The 17,791-nt window shown below is 45.5% G+C and carries 16 protein-coding genes and 3 riboswitches; of the genes, 8 read left to right on the plus strand and 8 right to left on the minus strand.

What is annotated here, in order from left to right; genetic code table 11:
- Positions 1–13: 13 nt before the first annotated feature.
- Positions 14–1,300 (minus strand): MFS transporter, encoded by a 1,287-nt coding sequence (locus tag ICW23_RS07550; RefSeq protein ID WP_188154273.1) that lies wholly within the window; start codon positions 1,298–1,300, stop codon positions 14–16.
- Between the two features lie 170 nt (positions 1,301–1,470).
- Here ICW23_RS07550 and licT point away from each other — a divergent pair, with 170 nt between their 5' ends.
- On the plus strand, positions 1,471–2,304 hold the full coding sequence (gene licT, locus ICW23_RS07555) for a BglG family transcription antiterminator LicT (protein ID WP_188154274.1): 834 nt from the start codon (positions 1,471–1,473) through the stop codon (positions 2,302–2,304).
- A 194-nt stretch (positions 2,305–2,498) separates the two neighbouring features.
- On the plus strand, positions 2,499–3,230 hold the full coding sequence (gene bglS / locus ICW23_RS07560) for a beta-glucanase (protein ID WP_188154275.1): 732 nt from the start codon (positions 2,499–2,501) through the stop codon (positions 3,228–3,230).
- A 41-nt stretch (positions 3,231–3,271) separates the two neighbouring features.
- Here bglS and citH read toward each other — a convergent pair whose 3' ends face one another.
- Positions 3,272–4,552, minus strand: a complete 1,281-nt coding sequence (gene citH / locus ICW23_RS07565; protein WP_188154276.1) for a citrate transporter CitH — start codon at positions 4,550–4,552, stop codon at positions 3,272–3,274.
- A 199-nt stretch (positions 4,553–4,751) separates the two neighbouring features.
- Here citH and ICW23_RS07570 point away from each other — a divergent pair, with 199 nt between their 5' ends.
- From ICW23_RS07570 to ICW23_RS07585, 4 genes are all read left to right on the plus strand, one after another.
- Positions 4,752–6,803 carry a catalase gene (locus ICW23_RS07570; protein WP_016937458.1) on the plus strand — a complete coding sequence of 684 codons (2,052 nt, stop codon included), beginning with the start codon at positions 4,752–4,754 and terminating at the stop codon, positions 6,801–6,803.
- Between the two features lie 186 nt (positions 6,804–6,989).
- Positions 6,990–7,673 (plus strand): hypothetical protein, encoded by a 684-nt coding sequence (locus ICW23_RS07575; RefSeq protein ID WP_188154277.1) that lies wholly within the window; start codon positions 6,990–6,992, stop codon positions 7,671–7,673.
- 74 nt (positions 7,674–7,747) lie between these two features.
- On the plus strand, positions 7,748–7,996 hold the full coding sequence (locus tag ICW23_RS07580) for a hypothetical protein (RefSeq protein WP_065982944.1): 249 nt from the start codon (positions 7,748–7,750) through the stop codon (positions 7,994–7,996).
- A 141-nt stretch (positions 7,997–8,137) separates the two neighbouring features.
- On the plus strand, positions 8,138–8,812 hold the full coding sequence (locus ICW23_RS07585; RefSeq protein ID WP_188154278.1) for a DUF3298 and DUF4163 domain-containing protein: 675 nt from the start codon (positions 8,138–8,140) through the stop codon (positions 8,810–8,812).
- A 46-nt stretch (positions 8,813–8,858) separates the two neighbouring features.
- Here the strand turns inward: ICW23_RS07585 and ICW23_RS07590 are convergent, their stop codons facing one another.
- Positions 8,859–10,052, minus strand: a complete 1,194-nt coding sequence (locus tag ICW23_RS07590) for a NupC/NupG family nucleoside CNT transporter (RefSeq protein WP_188154279.1) — start codon at positions 10,050–10,052, stop codon at positions 8,859–8,861.
- Positions 10,053–10,191: 139 nt separating this feature from the next.
- Positions 10,192–10,292: riboswitch (purine riboswitch) on the minus strand.
- A 361-nt stretch (positions 10,293–10,653) separates the two neighbouring features.
- Between ICW23_RS07590 and ICW23_RS07595 the strand changes: the two genes are divergently transcribed.
- Positions 10,654–11,535 carry a methyltransferase domain-containing protein gene (locus tag ICW23_RS07595; RefSeq protein WP_188154280.1) on the plus strand — a complete coding sequence of 294 codons (882 nt, stop codon included), beginning with the start codon at positions 10,654–10,656 and terminating at the stop codon, positions 11,533–11,535.
- A gap of 33 nt (positions 11,536–11,568) precedes the next feature.
- Here ICW23_RS07595 and ICW23_RS07600 read toward each other — a convergent pair whose 3' ends face one another.
- The 4 genes from ICW23_RS07600 to pepT all read right to left on the minus strand — a co-directional run bounded on the left by ICW23_RS07600 (position 11,569) and on the right by pepT (position 15,512).
- Complete coding sequence (locus ICW23_RS07600; protein ID WP_188154281.1) at positions 11,569–12,705, minus strand: 5-methyltetrahydropteroyltriglutamate--homocysteine S-methyltransferase; 1,137 nt, start codon at positions 12,703–12,705, stop codon at positions 11,569–11,571.
- A 78-nt stretch (positions 12,706–12,783) separates the two neighbouring features.
- Positions 12,784–12,870: riboswitch (SAM riboswitch) on the minus strand.
- 84 nt (positions 12,871–12,954) lie between these two features.
- Positions 12,955–13,431, minus strand: coding sequence for an LURP-one-related/scramblase family protein (locus tag ICW23_RS07605; RefSeq protein ID WP_188154282.1), 477 nt, complete (start codon positions 13,429–13,431; stop codon positions 12,955–12,957).
- A gap of 102 nt (positions 13,432–13,533) precedes the next feature.
- Entirely contained in the window at positions 13,534–13,701 is a 168-nt protein-coding gene (locus ICW23_RS07610) for a hypothetical protein (RefSeq protein ID WP_003150808.1), read from the minus strand.
- 578 nt (positions 13,702–14,279) lie between these two features.
- Positions 14,280–15,512 (minus strand): peptidase T, encoded by a 1,233-nt coding sequence (gene pepT, locus ICW23_RS07615; protein WP_045925533.1) that lies wholly within the window; start codon positions 15,510–15,512, stop codon positions 14,280–14,282.
- 193 nt (positions 15,513–15,705) lie between these two features.
- Here pepT and galE point away from each other — a divergent pair, with 193 nt between their 5' ends.
- Positions 15,706–16,722: a UDP-glucose 4-epimerase GalE gene (gene galE, locus ICW23_RS07620; RefSeq protein WP_188154283.1), complete on the plus strand. Its 1,017-nt coding sequence runs from the start codon at positions 15,706–15,708 to the stop codon at positions 16,720–16,722.
- A 46-nt stretch (positions 16,723–16,768) separates the two neighbouring features.
- On the opposite strand, the gene ICW23_RS07625 is transcribed toward galE, so the two are convergent.
- Positions 16,769–17,308, minus strand: a complete 540-nt coding sequence (locus tag ICW23_RS07625; RefSeq protein WP_141228469.1) for a DUF4352 domain-containing protein — start codon at positions 17,306–17,308, stop codon at positions 16,769–16,771.
- 346 nt (positions 17,309–17,654) lie between these two features.
- Positions 17,655–17,756: riboswitch (guanidine-I (ykkC/yxkD leader) on the plus strand.
- Positions 17,757–17,791: the final 35 nt, after the last annotated feature.

Genomic DNA, 17,791 nt, shown 5'->3' on the forward strand with positions numbered 1-17,791 from the left:
GACCTGCTCCCAGTTAAAGGGGCAGGTCATTTTGCTGCTGGCTGATATCAGCACTGTTCTCTTCCGGCACAAATGCAAGGATGGCGATTCCGATCACAAATAATAAAATCAGACTGAACACGGCTGCTGACGAATTCCCGGTCAGCTGGGCGGTCACGGCAATCAAAAGCGGGCCGATAATCGAAGCGAACTTGCCGAAGATATTATAAAAGCCGAAAAACTCATTGGCGTGCTGTTTGGGGACAAGCTTGGCAAAGTAAGAGCGGCTCAGCGCCTGAATACCGCCTTGGGAAGTGGCGACAAGCATAGCCAAAACCCAGAAATCAAAAGCGGAATCCATAAAATAAGCATACGTGCAGACAATCATATACACGCCGATCCCGGCATAAAGCATCGTTTTTCCCTTAAACCGTTCGGCCAGCCGCCCGTACAAAATCGAAAAAGGCGCGGCGATAACCTGTGTGACAAATAAAATAATCAGCAGATTTGCCGCGCTGATTCCGAGGTCTGCCCCGTATGACGTCGACATCGTAATGATGGTGCCGACCCCGTCGATGTAGAAGAAATAGGCGAGCAGAAACAAAAACAGCGCCCGGTATTTCCTGATCTGCTTCAGCGTGCCGGCCAGCCGTTTAAAACTGCTGACGACAAGCCGCGGCTCTCTCTCGATATAATAGCGCTGGCGGACGCGGCGAAGGAGCGGGATCGAAAACAGTCCCCACCAAGCAGCCGTAATCAAAAAGGCAATGCGGCCCGCAGTCTGGGCGGACAGCGGAATCACCCCCGCTTGTGCTGACAGAATGACGGCAATGCTGAGGAGAAAAGGGATCGTGCTGCCGATATAGCCCAGCCCAAACCCCCTGGCCGACACCATATTCATCCGCTCCTTTGCGGCCACATCAACGAGAAACGCATCATAAAACACATTAGACCCGGCAAAGCCGATCGTGGAAATCGTATAACAAATTAACAACAGCATCCAAGATTCACCGGGAATCAAAGCCAGCGCGGCGGTGCCCGCCACACCGATCAGAAAAAAGAAGGCAAAAAACCGTTTCTTGCATCCTTTGTAGTCGGCAATCGTTCCTAAGACGGGGCCGAGCATCGCCAAAATAAAAGTCGCGGCGGCAATCGTATAGCCTAAATAAGCTGTGGAATCCGCCGCGCTGACGCCGTTTTCCGCCGCGGCCGCTTTAAAATACAGGGGAAATACCGCCGTCATAATAATGACCGAATAAGCTGAATTGGCCCAATCATACAGCATCCAGCTGCTTTCTTCTTTCGAAAACCGTTTCATCACACACGCTCCTTCTCAAAAACCGGTTCTCTGCATTATATGCGCCTCATCCGCATCGTTGGACAATGTTTTCTGCATCCTGTTTTCTGATTGACCTGGAGATATTGACCTAGTTCAAAAAGGATGTACAATCAAGGTGTGGCAGGTAATGGTCAGGCGGGAGGGAGACAGAATTGAAGATTGCGAAAGTCATTAATAATAATGTCGTCAGTGTGCTTAAGGAAGGCAATCAGGAATTGGTTATCATGGGCCGGGGCATTGCTTTTCAAAAGAAAATAGGAGACCCTGTAGATGAAGCACGCATTGAGAAAGTGTTCACGCTCGATAACAGAGATGTATCCGAAAAGTTCAAAACCCTTTTGTATGATATCCCGATCGAGTGTATGGAAGTATCCGAAGAGATTATCAGCTATGCGAAATTACGGCTCGGCAAAAAGCTCAACGACAGCATTTATGTGTCGCTGACCGACCATATTAACTTTGCCATCCAGCGCAATAAGAAAGGGCTGGATATCAAAAATGCCTTGCTGTGGGAAACAAAAAGGCTCTACAAAGACGAATTTGCAATCGGAAAAGAAGCGCTGATCATGGTAAAAAACAAGACTGGCGTGTCTCTGCCGGAGGATGAAGCAGGTTTTATTGCGCTGCATATTGTAAATGCCGAGCTGAATGAGGAGATGCCCAATATCATCAGCATTACAAAAGTCATGAAAGAGATTTTGAGTATCGTAAAATACCATTTTAAGATTGAATTCAATGAAGAATCGCTTCACTATTATCGGTTTGTCACGCATTTAAAATTTTTCGCACAGCGTCTTTTTAACGGCACGCACATGGAAAGCCGTGACGATTTTTTGCTGGAGACAGTGAAAGAAAAATACCATCGGGCGTATGAATGCACGAAGAAAATCCAAACCTGGATTGAGAGAAAGTATGAGCACAAGCTCACCAGTGACGAGCTGCTGTATTTAACGATTCATATAGAAAGGGTAGTCAAACAAGCATAATGAGAGCGTTATCATTTATTCATTTTACATATGAGCCTAAATTACAATGAGTGCGGATTATCTCTTACTGTGCTAATGTAATTTAGGTTTTTTAAGATTGATTATTATCATTATTCTGACCGATGTTCCCTTTAAAAGAATGATGTATGATCAGAAGAGAAAACGCTTTCGAATAAAGGGAGGGGAATACCGACATGCCTTATCGTATGAAACGGGTGCTGCTGCTTCTTGTCACTGGATTGTTTATGAGTTTGTGTGCGGTCACTTCTAGTGCTTCGGCTCAAACAGGCGGATCGTTTTTTGAACCATTTAACAGCTATAACTCCGGATTATGGCAAAAAGCAAATGGTTACTCGAATGGAGATATGTTTAACTGCACTTGGCGTGCAAATAACGTATCCGTGACGTCATCAGGTGAAATGCGTTTAGCGCTGACAAGTCCGTCTTATAACAAGTTTGACTGCGGGGAAAACCGTTCGGCTCAAACATATGGTTATGGACTTTATGAAGTCAGAATGAAACCGGCTAAAAACACAGGGATCGTTTCATCGTTCTTTACTTATACAGGTCCAACGGATGGGACCCCTTGGGATGAGATTGATATCGAATTTTTAGGAAAAGACACAACAAAGGTTCAATTTAACTATTATACAAATGGCGCGGGAAATCATGAGAAGCTGGCGGATCTCGGATTTGATGCAGCCAATGCCTATCATACGTATGCGTTCGATTGGCAGCCAAACTCTATTAAATGGTATGTCGATGGGCAATTAAAACATACTGCGACCACCCAAATTCCGTCAGTACCGGGGAAAATCATGATGAATTTGTGGAATGGTACGGGTGTTGATGACTGGCTCGGTTCCTACAATGGCGTAAATCCGCTATACGCACATTACGACTGGGTGCGTTATACAAAAAAATAATGTATAGAAAAGGATTTCCGCCAGCGGAAATCCTTTTCTCATTAGAATGAAATAATCCCAATCAAAAGCGCCGCAATTGTCATCACAATCGTTGTCCCCACGGCCCATTTAATGGTGAATTTTTGATGGTCGCCAAAGCTGACGCCCGCCATTCCGACCAATAGATAGGTGGAAGGCACAAGCGGGCTGAGCAGATGCACCGGCTGGCCCAGCAAGGAGGCCCTTCCGATTTCAGCGGCGTCTATTCCGTAAGCAGAGGCAGCTTCTGCGATGATGGGAAGGACACCGAAGTAAAAGGCGTCATTCGACATGAAAAAGGTGAACGGCATGCTGGCAATCGCAGTGATCAGCGGGAGGTGCGGGCCCATGGCATCAGGAATGAGTGAAACGAGAGAATGTGCCATCGCATCCACCATTTTTGTACCGGAGAGAATACCTGTGAATATGCCTGCCGCAAATACCATGGACACAACGTTTAACGCGTTCCCCGCATGCGCCGAGATCCGTTTCTGCTGCTCTTTGACATTTGGATAGTTAACCATCAAGGCGATGGCGAACGCGGTCATGAAAAGAACAGGGAGCGGGAGCAGGCTGATGATCAGAGCGGCCATCAGAGCGACAGTCAGCAGCAGGTTAAACCATTGGAGAGCGGGACGCTTGAGCGGCGTCGCATCCGGATCGGAGGACGGCGCGTGATCAAGCGAAATGACGCCGAGCCGCTTCCGCTCTTTCTTTCCGAGGAGATAAGCAACGGCGATCACCCAAAGAATGCCGGCAATCATGGCGGGAATCAGCGGAGTGAAGACCTCTGACGTGTCCAATTTCAAGGAAGCCAAAACCCTCGCCGTCGGCCCGCCCCACGGAATAATATTCATGACCCCTGAACCGAGCATCGCAATTCCGGCTAATACCAAACGGTTCATGCCGAGCCGTTTATAAAGAGGCAGCATCGCCGCAATCGTAATCATATAGGTCGTTGTCCCGTCTCCGTCGAGCGAAATGGTCATCGTCATGACCGCTGTGCCGACGGCGATCTTTAACGGATCTCCTTTGACAAATGATAGGATTTTGGCAATGAGAGGATCAAACAGACCCGAGTCAATCATAATGCCGAAATAAAGGATGGCGAATAACAGCATGATACCGGTAGGAGCGAGGTCTGTCACGCCCTGAATCATCATCCCGCCGAGATCTTTGCCAAATCCGCTGATCAGGGCAAACACAACAGGAACGACAATCAAGGCAATAAGAGCGGAAAGCCTGTTAGACATAATAAGGTACATAAAAACAATGATCATCACAAAACCGAGTATGGCAAGCACGATAGGACCTCCCTTTTTCAACGGCTGTTTTGGTAAGCGCTTCCATGATTTCTTTCTGTCACGAAGGCTTATTTCAAATGTGTATGACCGCATATTTATATATAGACCTAAAATCCTATTGAGCCGATCAGCAGTTTATATAGGGAACACCGCGGGTAAATGTGCTGTAGAATGTTTCGTTTTAAAAGGGGGAACTGACATGAGTGATGATCAAAACAAACGAGTAAATGAGCACTCAAAAGACGAGCAGCTTGAGCAGTACAGGTCTGATAACAGCGGGAAGAAAATGACGACCAATCAGGGACTTCGTGTGTCTGAGGATGAGCATTCTTTAAAAGCGGGTGTCCGCGGTCCTACGCTGATGGAGGATTTTCATTTTCGTGAAAAAATGACGCATTTTGACCACGAGCGGATTCCGGAGCGGGTCGTTCATGCCCGCGGATACGGCGTTCATGGGCATTTTCAGGTGTACGAACCGATGACGGAATATACACGGGCGAAATTTTTACAGGATCCGTCTGTCAAAACACCTGTCTTCGTCCGTTTCTCAACAGTCGCGGGCTCCAAAGGGTCAGGCGACACAGTCCGTGACGCCAGAGGATTCGCGACTAAGTTTTATACCGAAGAAGGGAATTACGATCTCGTCGGAAACAATATTCCGGTATTCTTCATTCAGGACGCGATCAAGTTCCCGGATCTCGTCCATGCCTTTAAACCGGAACCGCACAATGAAATGCCGCAGGCAGCGACGGCTCATGATACGTTCTGGGATTTTGTCGCCAACAATCCTGAATCCGCGCACATGGTCATGTGGACGATGTCTGACCGCGGCATCCCGCGAAGCTACCGGATGATGGAGGGCTTCGGCGTGCATACATTCCGTTTCGTCAACGAGAAAGGAAAAGCGCGTTTCGTGAAATTCCACTGGAAGCCGGTTCTCGGCGTGCATTCTCTCGTATGGGATGAGGCGCAGAAAATTGCCGGGAAAGATCCCGATTTCCATCGCCGCGACCTGTGGGAGACCATTGAAAACGGCGGCAAAGTCGAGTATGAGCTCGGTGTTCAGATGATTGACGAAGAAGATGAATTTAAATTTGACTTCGATATCCTTGATCCGACGAAGCTTTGGCCGGAGGAGCTGGTTCCCGTCAAGCTGATCGGAAAAATGACCCTCGACCGCAATCAGGACAATGTCTTTGCGGAAACGGAGCAGGTCGCTTTCCACCCGGGAAATGTCGTGCCGGGCATTGATTTCACCAATGACCCGCTCCTGCAGGGACGGCTTTTCTCTTATACAGATACACAGCTCATCCGTCTTGGCGGACCGAATTTTCACGAGATTCCGATCAACCGGCCGGTCTGCCCGTTCCATAACAACCAATACGACGGCTACCACCGGATGACGATTAATAAGGGCCCTGTCGCCTATCATAAAAACTCTCTGCAGAACAATGATCCGTCGCCGGCCTCAGAAGAAGAAGGCGGATACGTTCATTATCAGGAAAAAGTAGAAGGCAGAAAAATCCGCCAGCGCAGTGAGAGCTTCAATGACTATTTTTCTCAGGCGAAGATGTTCTGGAACAGCATGTCTCCCGCCGAGAAAGAACATATCATCTCCGCGTTCAGTTTTGAGGTAGGAAAAGTGAAAAGCAAGGATGTGCAGCAGCAGGTGATTGATGTCTTCAGTCACGTCGACGCTGATCTTGCCGAGCGCGTTGCGAAAGGAATCGGCGTGAACCCGCCGCCAAAGGACCGTGAATCTGATGAAACTTTCACTTCTCCGGCCTTAAGCCAGGAAAATACGGTAAAGACGGCAGCCACAAGGCAGGTCGCGGTTTTAGCCGATCACGGGTTTGCCGATGAGGAAGTCAAACAAGTGCTTGACGCATGCAAACAGGCGGGAGTCAGAGCCGATATCATCAGCCCTGTGCTTGGAACGATCAAGGGAGAAAACGGCACGGAGCTCGAAGCGTCAGCCACTTTCTTGACAGCGGATTCCGTCCTGTATGACGCTGTTTTCATTCCGGGCGGACAACAAAGCACTGACAGCCTCAAAGCCAAAAAATCGGCTAAAGATTTCGTCAGTGAAGCCTTCAGCCATTACAAAGCGATCGGCGCCTCCGGTGAAGGAAAAGAACTTCTCGCCCTCGCCGCCGGAACCGAAAACGGCCCCGGCCTTGTTCCGGACGGAAACTGCGAACAATTTCTGAAAGCCGTGGCAGCGCATCGGCATTGGGACAGGAAAATATAAGAATATATTTGAGTGCCTCTGAAAATGAGGCACTCTTTAAGTTATTAGAGTAGAATAACGAGAGTTGAGTTAATAGATAGAAAAAACTAAAAATTTAATCTCTATATTACTTGAACTGAAGTTAACTTTAAGTTAACATAAGTTTAAAGTAAGTAATTATCTCGTGATACAAGTTAGGAGAGTTTTATGAAAAAGAGAAGCCGTGGATTTCCGCGATTTAATTTAGAAAACACTTTAAAGTTTGCTAAGTTAATAAGAAGTTATTCAGGAGATAGCGATATTGAAAAGGACTTAATAACAAAAGCTCTGGGATATAAAAAATACAGCGGGGCTGTAGGCAACAAAATAGCATCCTTAAAACACTTTGGATTATTAGAAAGCTCCTCTGGTAATTATAAGCTGACTCAGCTTTCCAAAAGGATAATTGATTCAATGAGTGAGAAGGATTTTCAAAGTGCTTTGAGAACAGCATTTCTTCAACCAGAACTATTTGCTGAACTTTTTAATAAGTATTCAAGTGAAGGTGCAATTCCAGATAATTTACCTGAGATTTTAAATGTACATCATGAAATTTCAGATAACAGTAGTGAATATGCCTCTAGGATTTTCATTGAGTCAGCTTTATTCGCTAATATAATACATAAAAATAAAAAAATAATAAAATCAAATAGAGAGGAAACATTTATGGATAAAAAAAACAGCACTCCAAGAGAAGCGTTAGAACAAGGACCTATTGAAATGCAAAGGTTCGATTTTTCCCTTACTAATGGCAAATCTGCAAAAATTATAGTACCGGGGACATTAATTAAGAGAGACATTCAAATTATTCGAAAACAGATTGAAACTTTGGAACTTCAAGTAGAAGAATAATAAAAGTAGAGGGATACATAGTGAAGCCGTTTACCGAAAAACAACTCGAAGAATATTACCGGCGTGACGAAAACATGATGATTTTGGTGTTTGCCCAATGGTGCGTCAATCATGATCTTGATCCGATGGCGATTTACAGCAGGGCCTACCCCGGACAGCCTTTAAACGAAGAGCTGCGAAAAACGGCTGAAGAGCTTGTCGTGCCGAAGGAGGAATCAGAACCGATTCCTGATCAAACCGTCATCGGCGTTTTGGAGATGTTCGGCAACTCCGATCTGGCGGAAGCCGTTTATGAAGCCATTGCGCAAAGACCTTCACGGTAAAAGAGGCATGGATGATCCATGTCTCTTTTTTTATGGAGAAAATGTGAGGGAAGGCCCAGAAACAATTTCCTGATCTGCGCTGTCTATAGTGTGTAACCCGTTTTCAAAAAGGGAACGGGTAAATGAAAAGGAGGAGTTGTGATGAAAAAGACATTCAAAATGATGGCTGCTGTGCTTTTGGCAGTGCTGACAGCCGCGCCGTTCGGAGGTTTCGCCCCTTCAGCCGAAGCTGCACAAACCGCAAAGCCCGTTGTCAAAAGCCATACGTATAAGCATGTAAAGCAGCTGACATACCCCGAGGTCACAAATACGGGAGACACATCTTTTGAAAAGAAAATCAATCAGGACTTCAAACGCCATATTGAAAACTCGTACAAAGAATATGTGAAAAACAAACAAGACGGTGAGAAACAAGGCTATAAAGCGGAATACCAAGCAGACTTCAAGGTGAAGTATAATCAAGGCGGAAAGCTCAGCATTCTGACGGAAAACTACATTTACACAGGCGGCGCACACGGGCTGACATCCGTTCAGACCTTTAATTACGACCTGGCCGCAAAAAAACGGGTCACACTCCATGATGTGCTGAATACGAAAACGAAAGGTAACAAAACGAGAGACTATCTTTACGGCTACATCAAGAAACATGACGATCTGTTCGATCAGGACGTCAAAAAACAGGAGATCATCCTGAACAACGAAAGACCTTTCTTCTTTACGAAAAACGGCATTGCCGTTGTGTTCGGACAATACGATCTCGGGCCGTATGCGGCAGGAATCCGGGATGTTTTCGTGCCTGCATCCGTCTATCAATAAAAAAAGCGATATCGCTCCAAAACGGAGCGGTATCGCTTTTTTTCTTTTACCAGACAAACAATCCGACAATCGCCGCGCTCAATAAGGAAACGGCAATTCCGCTGACAAGCAGCTTCCAGACGTTTTTCCCGATGATGGCTGATTTTTCACCATCAAGCAGAGATTGATAAGATCCGTAGATCATACCGATGGTGCTGAAGTTTGCGAATGATGTCAGGAATGTCGTCGCCACGGCAATCGTGTGCGGCGGAAGTGAATTCAGCTGCCCTTTCAGATCGGCCATCGCCACAAACTCGTTCGTCGCGAGCTTGATGCCCATCAGCTGTGCGACATACATCGCGTCATGTAAGCCTAATCCGAGAAGGAAGGCAAACGGACTGAAGATGTATGAGAAAATCTTTTGAATGGTCAAACCGTGCACGAACAGTCCGAGCACGCCGTTTAATGCGGCGGTTAACGCCACATACCCGATCACCATCGCTAAAATGACAATCACCATGTTCATGCCGACAAGCATACTGTTAGAAATCGTGGAGAAGAAGTCCTTTTTCTCCGCTTTTGAAGGTACGTAAATGATATCGTCCTCTTTAGAAACGTCCACGGGATTCAGCATATTTGCGATTAAAAGCGCGTTTAAGCAATTCAGCGGGATGGCTGTAAACACGTAAGTGGACGGAACCATCGTCAAGTACGATCCGATGATCGAGCCGCTGATGCTGCTCATACTCATCAGCCCGAATGTCAGAAGCCGATTGTTGTTGACGGCGGCAAGCTGCTGGCGGATGACGGCTAGGGCTTCCGTATTTCCTAAAAACATCATCTGAATGGAGAAAAAGCTCTCCAGCTTCGGCAGACGGGATATTTTAGAAATCAGCCAGCCGATTTTATCAATGAGCCACGGCAGAATACCGAAATACGACAGCATATCAAAGAAGGTCACGACGAAGATAATCGGCAGCAATGCGCTGAAGAAAAAATCAACCGTCGGATTGGCCATGACAGACGGAAAAGCGAACGCAATCCCTTGACTGGCGCAGGAAATCAGCCATGTAAAGAACGCGCCGATCTTCCCGATGACAAAGCCGCCGACTTTTGTCCCTAACATAAACCAAGTAATCAGAAACTCAAAGACGAGGAGCATGACAATCGGACGCCATTTAATCTTCTTCTTGTTGGGAGAGCATAAGAAGACAACAGCCATGACAACAATGAGACCGACAATGTTCAATAAAAAGTACATGTGAGCAACTCCTATAAGGGTATTATGGAAATAAAAAAAGCTCTTATTCGTCACAAATTCCTGAAAGCCAGAAAGTGTGATAAATAAGAGCCAAAAGAAAAGAATAGACTGACAGCATCATATGCTTTTCACTTGTTCAAATTTATGCAAACTTTCTTGTAGTCTAGTCTTTTACGGCACTAGGTAGAAACAATCAGACCATATTACTGATCATATACAAGAATAACGATATTACATGAGATAGCAGTATTTTATCGTTTCAATTTTTGAAAATCAACCTTTTTAGATATTTTCAAAATAATAAATTTATATTATAAATAAAGAAAATAAAGGATATGTAAAAGTAATTGGATAATAAAGGTATAATATGCTCCTAAAAACCGTTCCGGTTCATTGTAAAGGCTGGATGCAGCTGGTAAAATGGATCTGAGGGCACAGCCTTCAAAAGACGGCAGAAAAGGGGTCATTTTCGTGATCATCCAGTTCATTCGTTACAGATAATGAGAGGTATAGATAAATAGGTTAAACTTCCAATTTTGCGAGGTTTATTTGTCTATGCCTTTTTCATTTCATCGAAATAACGAATGAATGAGGTGTTTTTTTGGCGTCGATGAAAAGAAAACGCGCGGAATTACTGCAATCGTGCCAGTCCGTATTCAGGTGTCCGCTATGCCGTACGGCCATGGCGGTCTCACAAAATCAAAGCTTGATATGCGGAAACGGGCATACATTTGATATATCAAAACAAGGATATGTGAATTTCCTCAATAAAGCGGTCAAAACACGCTATGACAGGCAGCTGTTTGAAGCGAGACGCGAGCTGTTTGACAACCGGGAGTTTTTTGCGCCGGTTCAAAAAGAGATCGCCGCCATCATCAGCCGCATTCAATCTCCGCAAAAACAGGCGGCGGTATTGGATGCGGGATGCGGGGAGGGCTCCCATTTAGCCGCCGTATGCCGATTGCTGCAGCCCGCTTATTCTGTGACGGGAATCGGCATTGATATCTCGAAAGAAGGCGTGCTGCATGCGGCAAAGGCCTTCGGAGATCAAATGGTTTTTGCCGTCGCTGATGTGGCGAATGCGCCGTTTGATGACAGCTGTTTTGATGTCGTGATGTCTGTTTTATCGCCTTGGAATTACAAGGAATGCAGCAGGCTTTTACGAAAGGGCGGCACAGTCATTAAAGCGGTGCCGCGGCGTGATTATTTGAAGGAAGTAAGGGAATTCTTTTTCGGAGACAGTCCCCGGCGGAATGACACCGCCGTTTCAGCGGCCTGCCGTTTCCAAGCGGGCTTTCAAACCTTTGAGCGCAAACGGCTGCGTTACACGAAGACATTATCGCAGCCTGATCTTGAACGGCTTGTGAAATTGACGCCCCTAACATGGAAATGCACTGAAGAAAGCATTCAGCGGTTTATCGGCCGGAAAGCGGCTGATATCACGATAGATATCGAAATTTTAATCGGGACCGATCCGCTGTAAAACGGAAAAGACACGCGTTTAGCGTGTCTTTTTTTATTTCCAGACTTCACCGGCAATATCGACGACATGGCGCAGTTTTGCCCATTGCTGTTCTTCTGTGATCAGGTTTCCTTCCTCAGTGGAAGCGAATCCGCATTGCGGACTGAGGCAAAGCTGATCCAGGCTGACATATTGAGAAGCTTCTTCAATCCGGCGTTTAACCGCGTCCTTGTCTTCGAGATCGCCGTGTTTCGACGTAATCAAACCGAGCACAAGCTGAAGATCAGAGCGTTTGACATAACGGAGCGGTTCAAAGCCGCCGGAGCGGGAATCATCATATTCCAAGAACAATCCGTCAAGGTCAAGTCCGTCAAAAATCGTTTCCGCCGCCGCATCATATCCGCCTTCAGCTGTCCATGTGGACTGGAAGTTGCCGCGGCAGATATGCATCGTAACCTTCAAGTCGGCAGGACGATCCTTAATGGCGTCATTAATAGAAGCTGCGAACAGCCTGCGCAGCTCATCCGGCGTCGTTCCGAATGCTTCAATCTGGCGAAGCCCCGCTTCAGATAAGAAAACGGCCCATGCGGTATCATCGAGCTGAAGATAGCGGCATCCGGCGTCATAGAAAGCTTGAATCGCTTTTTTATACGCCTTTGATACATCATGCTGAAATTGTTTGTAATCATTCTGATACGCCGCTTTTTCCAATTTTCCGCGGAAAAACAGCATATTCGGGCTTGGAATGGTCATTTTTGGAACAGCATCGCCGGCAATGCTGTGAAGAAATTTATAATCTTCGAGCATCGGATGCTGAGAAAAATCAATATCTCCCGTTACTTTAATGCCGCGCGCTTTCGTCTGTACATTGTGAAACTGAATGCCGCTTTCAGGCGTAAACGCTTCGACGCCGTCTAAGTTTTCGAGAAAATCAAAATGCCACCAGGCACGGCGGAATTCGCCGTCAGTCACGACATTGAGGCCGGTTTCTTTCTGCTTTTCCACGCTGCGGATGATTTCTTTGTTTTCGATTTCGCGCAGCTGTTCTGCCGAAATCTCACCCGCCGCTCTTTGCAGGCGGGCTTGCTTCACAGCCGCCGGCCGGAGCAGGCTTCCGACCTGATCCGCGCGAAACGGCGGGTTTTTTCTAAGAAGAGTATGCAATGATTGTTCTGTGTTTTGCTGTGACATGAACGATTCCTTCTTTCCTCAATGAAATATAAAAAGCTCTTCCCTTGGATAGGGAAGAGCTTGCGTCCGCAAATCTCAACCTTATCTTCAGGATTTAGCACCATTCTGCTGAACAGCGGTTGCCGGGTATCATAGGGCCAGTCCCTCCACCTCTCTTGATAAGGAAATATGCTATTTTTCAGAATAAACTGTAATACTCTTAATCTTAGTATATTATCTTATATTGTCAATATATTTTGATAAATATTTTTATTTATCACCCTCAAATAGAATCATATCTATCACGATTGCGATCGCAAGACAAAGAACAATATCCTCTTCATTTTCAATCTCCAGATGATAGGAATCGCCAAAGCTCATCCATGATTTGGTGACGGTCATCCGGTTTGATTTCCCGTCTGTCACTTGAAAATTCCGTCCCCACACATCGCCGGTAATATCCCATCCGACTCCGGAAATTTCAAATTTCGGTTTGAAAAACGTCATTTTCTTGATGACTTGGCATACAGGCTTGCCGCCGACGGAAACTTCGTAACGGGGAACGAGCGACATCAGTTTCTGACTGACACTGGCGAGTGTGCGGCCGTCCAAATCAGTCAGCTTCAGTTCGTCACCGAAAGAAAACAGCTTTCCCTCCACATTGAAGACTTCTTTACCGCTTTCAAGAAACACTTGAAACCGATTCTTAAACGTAAACATCCGCTCTTTGATATAAAAATGATACATAAAAAAACTCCTTTTTTATGTTGTACGTAAAAAGGAGACGGATGGTTTCATATTGGAGGGGCGCACAAAAAAAGGCTGCCGATTTTGCGGCAGCTGTCGTTTTTATGATAGCGGCATCCGGCGTTTCTGACGGATCGCATTTAAATCAATGATGTTATTCGTGTCGGCAGCTGTCACCAGCGGGCTTGTCTTTGGCGTTTTCCGGCGGTTGTCCTTACTGAAAGAGAAAACCAGGTATCCTGTCAAAGCAGCAAAAATAAGTAGCATCATTTTACATACCTCCCAAAAAAAGTTTTGGTATTATTATTGTACGAAAAAACAAACGAAAAGTATTCAAACAATTGTCACTTTTTTAAAAAATAAAGACATTTTCCGTAAAAATGACTATGATCTGCGGTTGATTTTGCTCTTGTTGTGGTTCTATAGATTGTATCGGCTGCTGAGTGATTATCATTTATATAACTTTTTCACTATTTTTTTACAGTGCCGAATTAACTAATACATTGTTTTCGTTTGCCTTGTGTTATTCAGTACCCTAAAAAATCCTGCGATATGCAAAATAACTGCCTCTAACGGAAGATTATGATTTGATAGCGCTTTCCTTATTTTTTGTAAGAAAACGAGATGTTATCTTACAAAAAATCGTCTGAACATTTTTCGCAGCTTTTTAAAAGGGTTCGATTTCGTCTCCAGAACGCGGGGGTCTTTTAAGGTTTTTTTCAATTCTCTTGCTACAGTGCCTCTTGCCATAGTCTTCACTCCTTCCTTCCAATTCATACCTTATATACGGAAAGAAAGAAGGAAAGGTTTCATGTGAAAGAAAAAAACCAAAGCAGGGAGCTTTGGTTTCACGCGCGTTCTTCAAACAGTCTGGCGATCTCAATAATGACGTTTACCGCCTTTTCCATATGATCGACGGAAATGTATTCATATTTTCCGTGGAAGTTTTCGCCGCCCGTGAAGATGTTCGGTGTCGGCAGTCCCATGTAAGAGAGCTGGGATCCGTCAGTTCCGCCCCGGATCGGTTCGATAATCGGTTCGATGCCGAGGTTTTTCATGGCTTGATAAGCGATGTCGACAATTTCTTTGACCGGTTCGATTTTTTCTCTCATGTTGTAATATTGATCATGCAGTTCAAGCTTGATGCTTTCCTTGCCGTATTTAGCCGCAAGCGCGTCGGCGGTTTTCTGCATAAATTCTTTTCGTTCTGTAAAGCGGTCTCTGTCAAAGTCTCTGATGATGTACGACAGGGCGGCTTCAGAAACGTCTCCGTTCATTGAATTTAAGTGATAGAAGCCTTCATACCCTTCCGTATATTCCGGCGCTTCTTCTTTCGGCAGCGCGTGATGAAATTCCATCGCGATTTTTGAAGCGTTGACCATTTTGTTTTTCGCCGTTCCGGGGTGAACGCTTTTTCCGTAACAAGTAAGCTTTGCGGAGGCTGCGTTAAAGCTTTCATATTGCAGTTCGCCGAGGGGGCCTCCGTCTACCGTGTAGGCGAATGCGGCGTTGAAGCGGCCGACATCAAATTTGTGAGGCCCTCTGCCGATTTCTTCATCCGGCGTGAATGCGACCCGGATCGTCCCGTGTTTGATGTCCGGATGTTTGATCAAGTACGCCATTGCCGTCATGATTTCGGCAATGCCCGCTTTGTTGTCGGCTCCGAGCAGCGTCGTGCCGTCGGTTGTAATCAGCGTCTGGCCTTTATAGCGGGAAAGCTCCGGGAATTGCTCAGGCGACAGGACGACGTTGAGTTTGTCATTCAGAACGATATCATGTCCGTCATAGCTTTCAATAATCTGAGGATTCACATTTTTTCCGGTGAAATCAGTCGCTGTATCTACGTGGGCCAGAAAACCGATCGTCGGCACGTCTTTATCCGTATTTGCCGGAAGAGTCGCCATGACGTATCCATTGTCATCGACTGTGATTTCTTTCATGCCGATCGACTTTAATTCATCTGCCAGCATGTTGGCCAATGTCAGCTGTCCGGGGGTGGATGGACAGTTTTCATTGTTTTCGTCAGACTGTGTATCGACTTTTACATAAGAAGTAAAGCGTTCAATGATTTCGTTTTTCATACCGTCATCTCCTTTGTCTTATCTTACCATGTGCGGGGGAGGGATTTCTATTTCACAACCCGTTTGAATTACGCGAATGAAAACAAAATATGAAGAAACGATGACTAAACGATTAAACTTTCTGAAAATGGATGATTGAGGAAAAAAAAACCGATATAATATGGTCAATTCATTCAATAGGGAGGCTTTCTTCATGGCGATTTTAGTGACAGGTGGAGCGGGTTATATCGGAAGCCACACATGTGTCGAGCTGTTAAACAGCGGCTATGACATCGTGGTTCTGGATAATCTGTCAAATAGTTCACCGGAAGCATTGGAGCGTGTGAAAGACATTACCGGAAAAGGGCTTGTGTTTTATGAAGCGGATCTCCTTGACCGTGACGCCGTTCACCGGGTGTTTGCTGCAAATGAGATTGAAGCCGTCATTCATTTTGCGGGTTTAAAAGCGGTCGGTGAGTCTGTGGCTGTTCCGCTCCGTTATTATCATAATAATCTGACGGGGACGTTTATTTTATGTGAAGCCATGCAGGCACACGGTGTGAAAAAAATCGTCTTCAGCTCATCAGCGACGGTTTACGGCGTTCCGGAAACAACGCCGATCACCGAAGATTTTCCGTTAAGCGCGACCAATCCTTACGGGCAGACCAAGCTGATGCTGGAACAGATTTTGCGCGATCTGCATAAGGCGGACCCTGAATGGAGCATTGCGCTGCTCCGCTACTTTAATCCGTTCGGCGCGCATCCGAGCGGCCGGATCGGAGAAGACCCGAACGGCATCCCGAATAATTTAATGCCATACGTCGCCCAAGTCGCTGTCGGCAAGCTTGAGCAATTGCAGGTGTTCGGTAATGATTATCCGACAAAGGACGGCACCGGCGTGCGGGATTACATCCATGTCGTTGACCTTGCCGAGGGCCACGTCAAAGCGCTTGAAAAGGTGCTGGACACAACGGGCGCCGACGCCTATAATCTCGGCACGGGAAGAGGGTACAGCGTTCTTGAAATGGTCAAGGCGTTTGAAAAAGTATCAGGAAAAGAAGTGCCGTACCGTTTTGCCGACCGGCGCCCGGGAGACATTGCCGAATGCTTCGCAGACCCGGCAAAAGCGAAGGCAGAATTAGGCTGGGAAGCAAAGCGCGGCCTTGAAGAAATGTGCGCCGACTCTTGGAAGTGGCAGTCCTCCAATGTGAACGGGTACCAAAAGGTGTAAAAAGAAAGAGACCTTCAAATGATGAAGGTCTCTTTTGTTATGATCATTATTTAACTTTTACTTCAACATCGTTGCTGAATTTTAATTTCCAAGTGCCTTTAGAGTATGCGTTTTTATCAACTTCAAAAGCTTTTACGTCAGTAACTTTAATGTTCGGGTTCAAGTCACTTAAAATTTTACTGTTGTCTACTTTTGTTTCTGTTGCATAGCTTGAAGAAGCATCAATATCTGAATCATAAGATGTTCCTTTAGAATCTACTAATTTCGCTCTTGGTATGGAGAAAGAGCTTAACGGCTTGTCTGACACATTTTTAACTGTGTATTGAACAGCTACGATAACGCCGCCGTCAGACGCTTTTTTCTCGACAAATTGAGAGCCTACTGAATCTCTTTTTTCCACTTTCGTCACAGTAACTTCTGTTTTTTCAGTCTTAACAGTATCACCGATGTTATACAGTTTTTCCTTGGACTCCGCAGCTTTTGAGGACGCAGTTTTAGATGATGAAGATCCGCCTCCGCCGCCGATATTTACGAGAATGATAATAACCACTACTGCCAGAAGCAATGTGATGATTTTATGTCTCATAAAAAAGTTTCTCTGATCTTTACCGCAGTTGGGGCATTTTTTAACGCCTTTAGCGATTTCTTTGCCGCATGCCTTACAAGACACTAAGTTGCCTGCCATAATATTTCCTCCTATGTAAACTATTTCTTGAAAACTACATACTATAATGCCTGTAAAATAACCTATAGTCAATACAATTTTGAGAAAAATAGTATTTTGATGATTTTTTAGTCATATATTTTAAGGGCCTTTATTAGTATCGGCAGGTCGTTCGAATTTTTCATAGGTTTATGGAAAAAAGAGTGGTTGAACATGTTCGTGATTTCCCGTATAATCTTGAAAGAAATATAAAAACTGAACATAAAAAACAGTGGTTTTCTAGGGTTCCGCAATGTGAATTGGTCTGGACCGAGAGAAAACACACAGCAGTTTTTTTGCTGTGACACGGTGGGATAAAAGCCCGGGAGTTTCTGCTCTTTTGATGAAGAGTGCTCTCCCGGGCTT

Origin of the sequence: Bacillus sp. 1021 (assembly GCF_014534735.1) — a bacterium.
Classification (GTDB): domain Bacteria; phylum Bacillota; class Bacilli; order Bacillales; family Bacillaceae; genus Bacillus; species Bacillus siamensis.

Bases quoted from the DNA above. Each gene is read 5' to 3' on its own strand.
- bglS (WP_188154275.1), top strand. From the start codon at position 2,499: ATGCCTTATCGTATGAAACGGGTGCTGCTGCTTCTTGTCACTGGATTG.
- ICW23_RS07570 (WP_016937458.1), top strand. From the start codon at position 4,752: ATGAGTGATGATCAAAACAAACGAGTAAATGAGCACTCAAAAGACGAG.
- ICW23_RS07575 (WP_188154277.1), top strand. From the start codon at position 6,990: ATGAAAAAGAGAAGCCGTGGATTTCCGCGATTTAATTTAGAAAACACT.
- ICW23_RS07580 (WP_065982944.1), top strand. From the start codon at position 7,748: ATGATGATTTTGGTGTTTGCCCAATGGTGCGTCAATCATGATCTTGAT.
- ICW23_RS07585 (WP_188154278.1), top strand. From the start codon at position 8,138: ATGAAAAAGACATTCAAAATGATGGCTGCTGTGCTTTTGGCAGTGCTG.
- ICW23_RS07590 (WP_188154279.1), bottom strand. From the start codon at position 10,052: ATGTACTTTTTATTGAACATTGTCGGTCTCATTGTTGTCATGGCTGTT.
- ICW23_RS07600 (WP_188154281.1), bottom strand. From the start codon at position 12,705: ATGTCACAGCAAAACACAGAACAATCATTGCATACTCTTCTTAGAAAA.
- ICW23_RS07605 (WP_188154282.1), bottom strand. From the start codon at position 13,431: ATGTATCATTTTTATATCAAAGAGCGGATGTTTACGTTTAAGAATCGG.
- ICW23_RS07610 (WP_003150808.1), bottom strand. From the start codon at position 13,701: ATGATGCTACTTATTTTTGCTGCTTTGACAGGATACCTGGTTTTCTCT.
- pepT (WP_045925533.1), bottom strand. From the start codon at position 15,512: ATGAAAAACGAAATCATTGAACGCTTTACTTCTTATGTAAAAGTCGAT.
- galE (WP_188154283.1), top strand. From the start codon at position 15,706: ATGGCGATTTTAGTGACAGGTGGAGCGGGTTATATCGGAAGCCACACA.
- ICW23_RS07625 (WP_141228469.1), bottom strand. From the start codon at position 17,308: ATGAGACATAAAATCATCACATTGCTTCTGGCAGTAGTGGTTATTATC.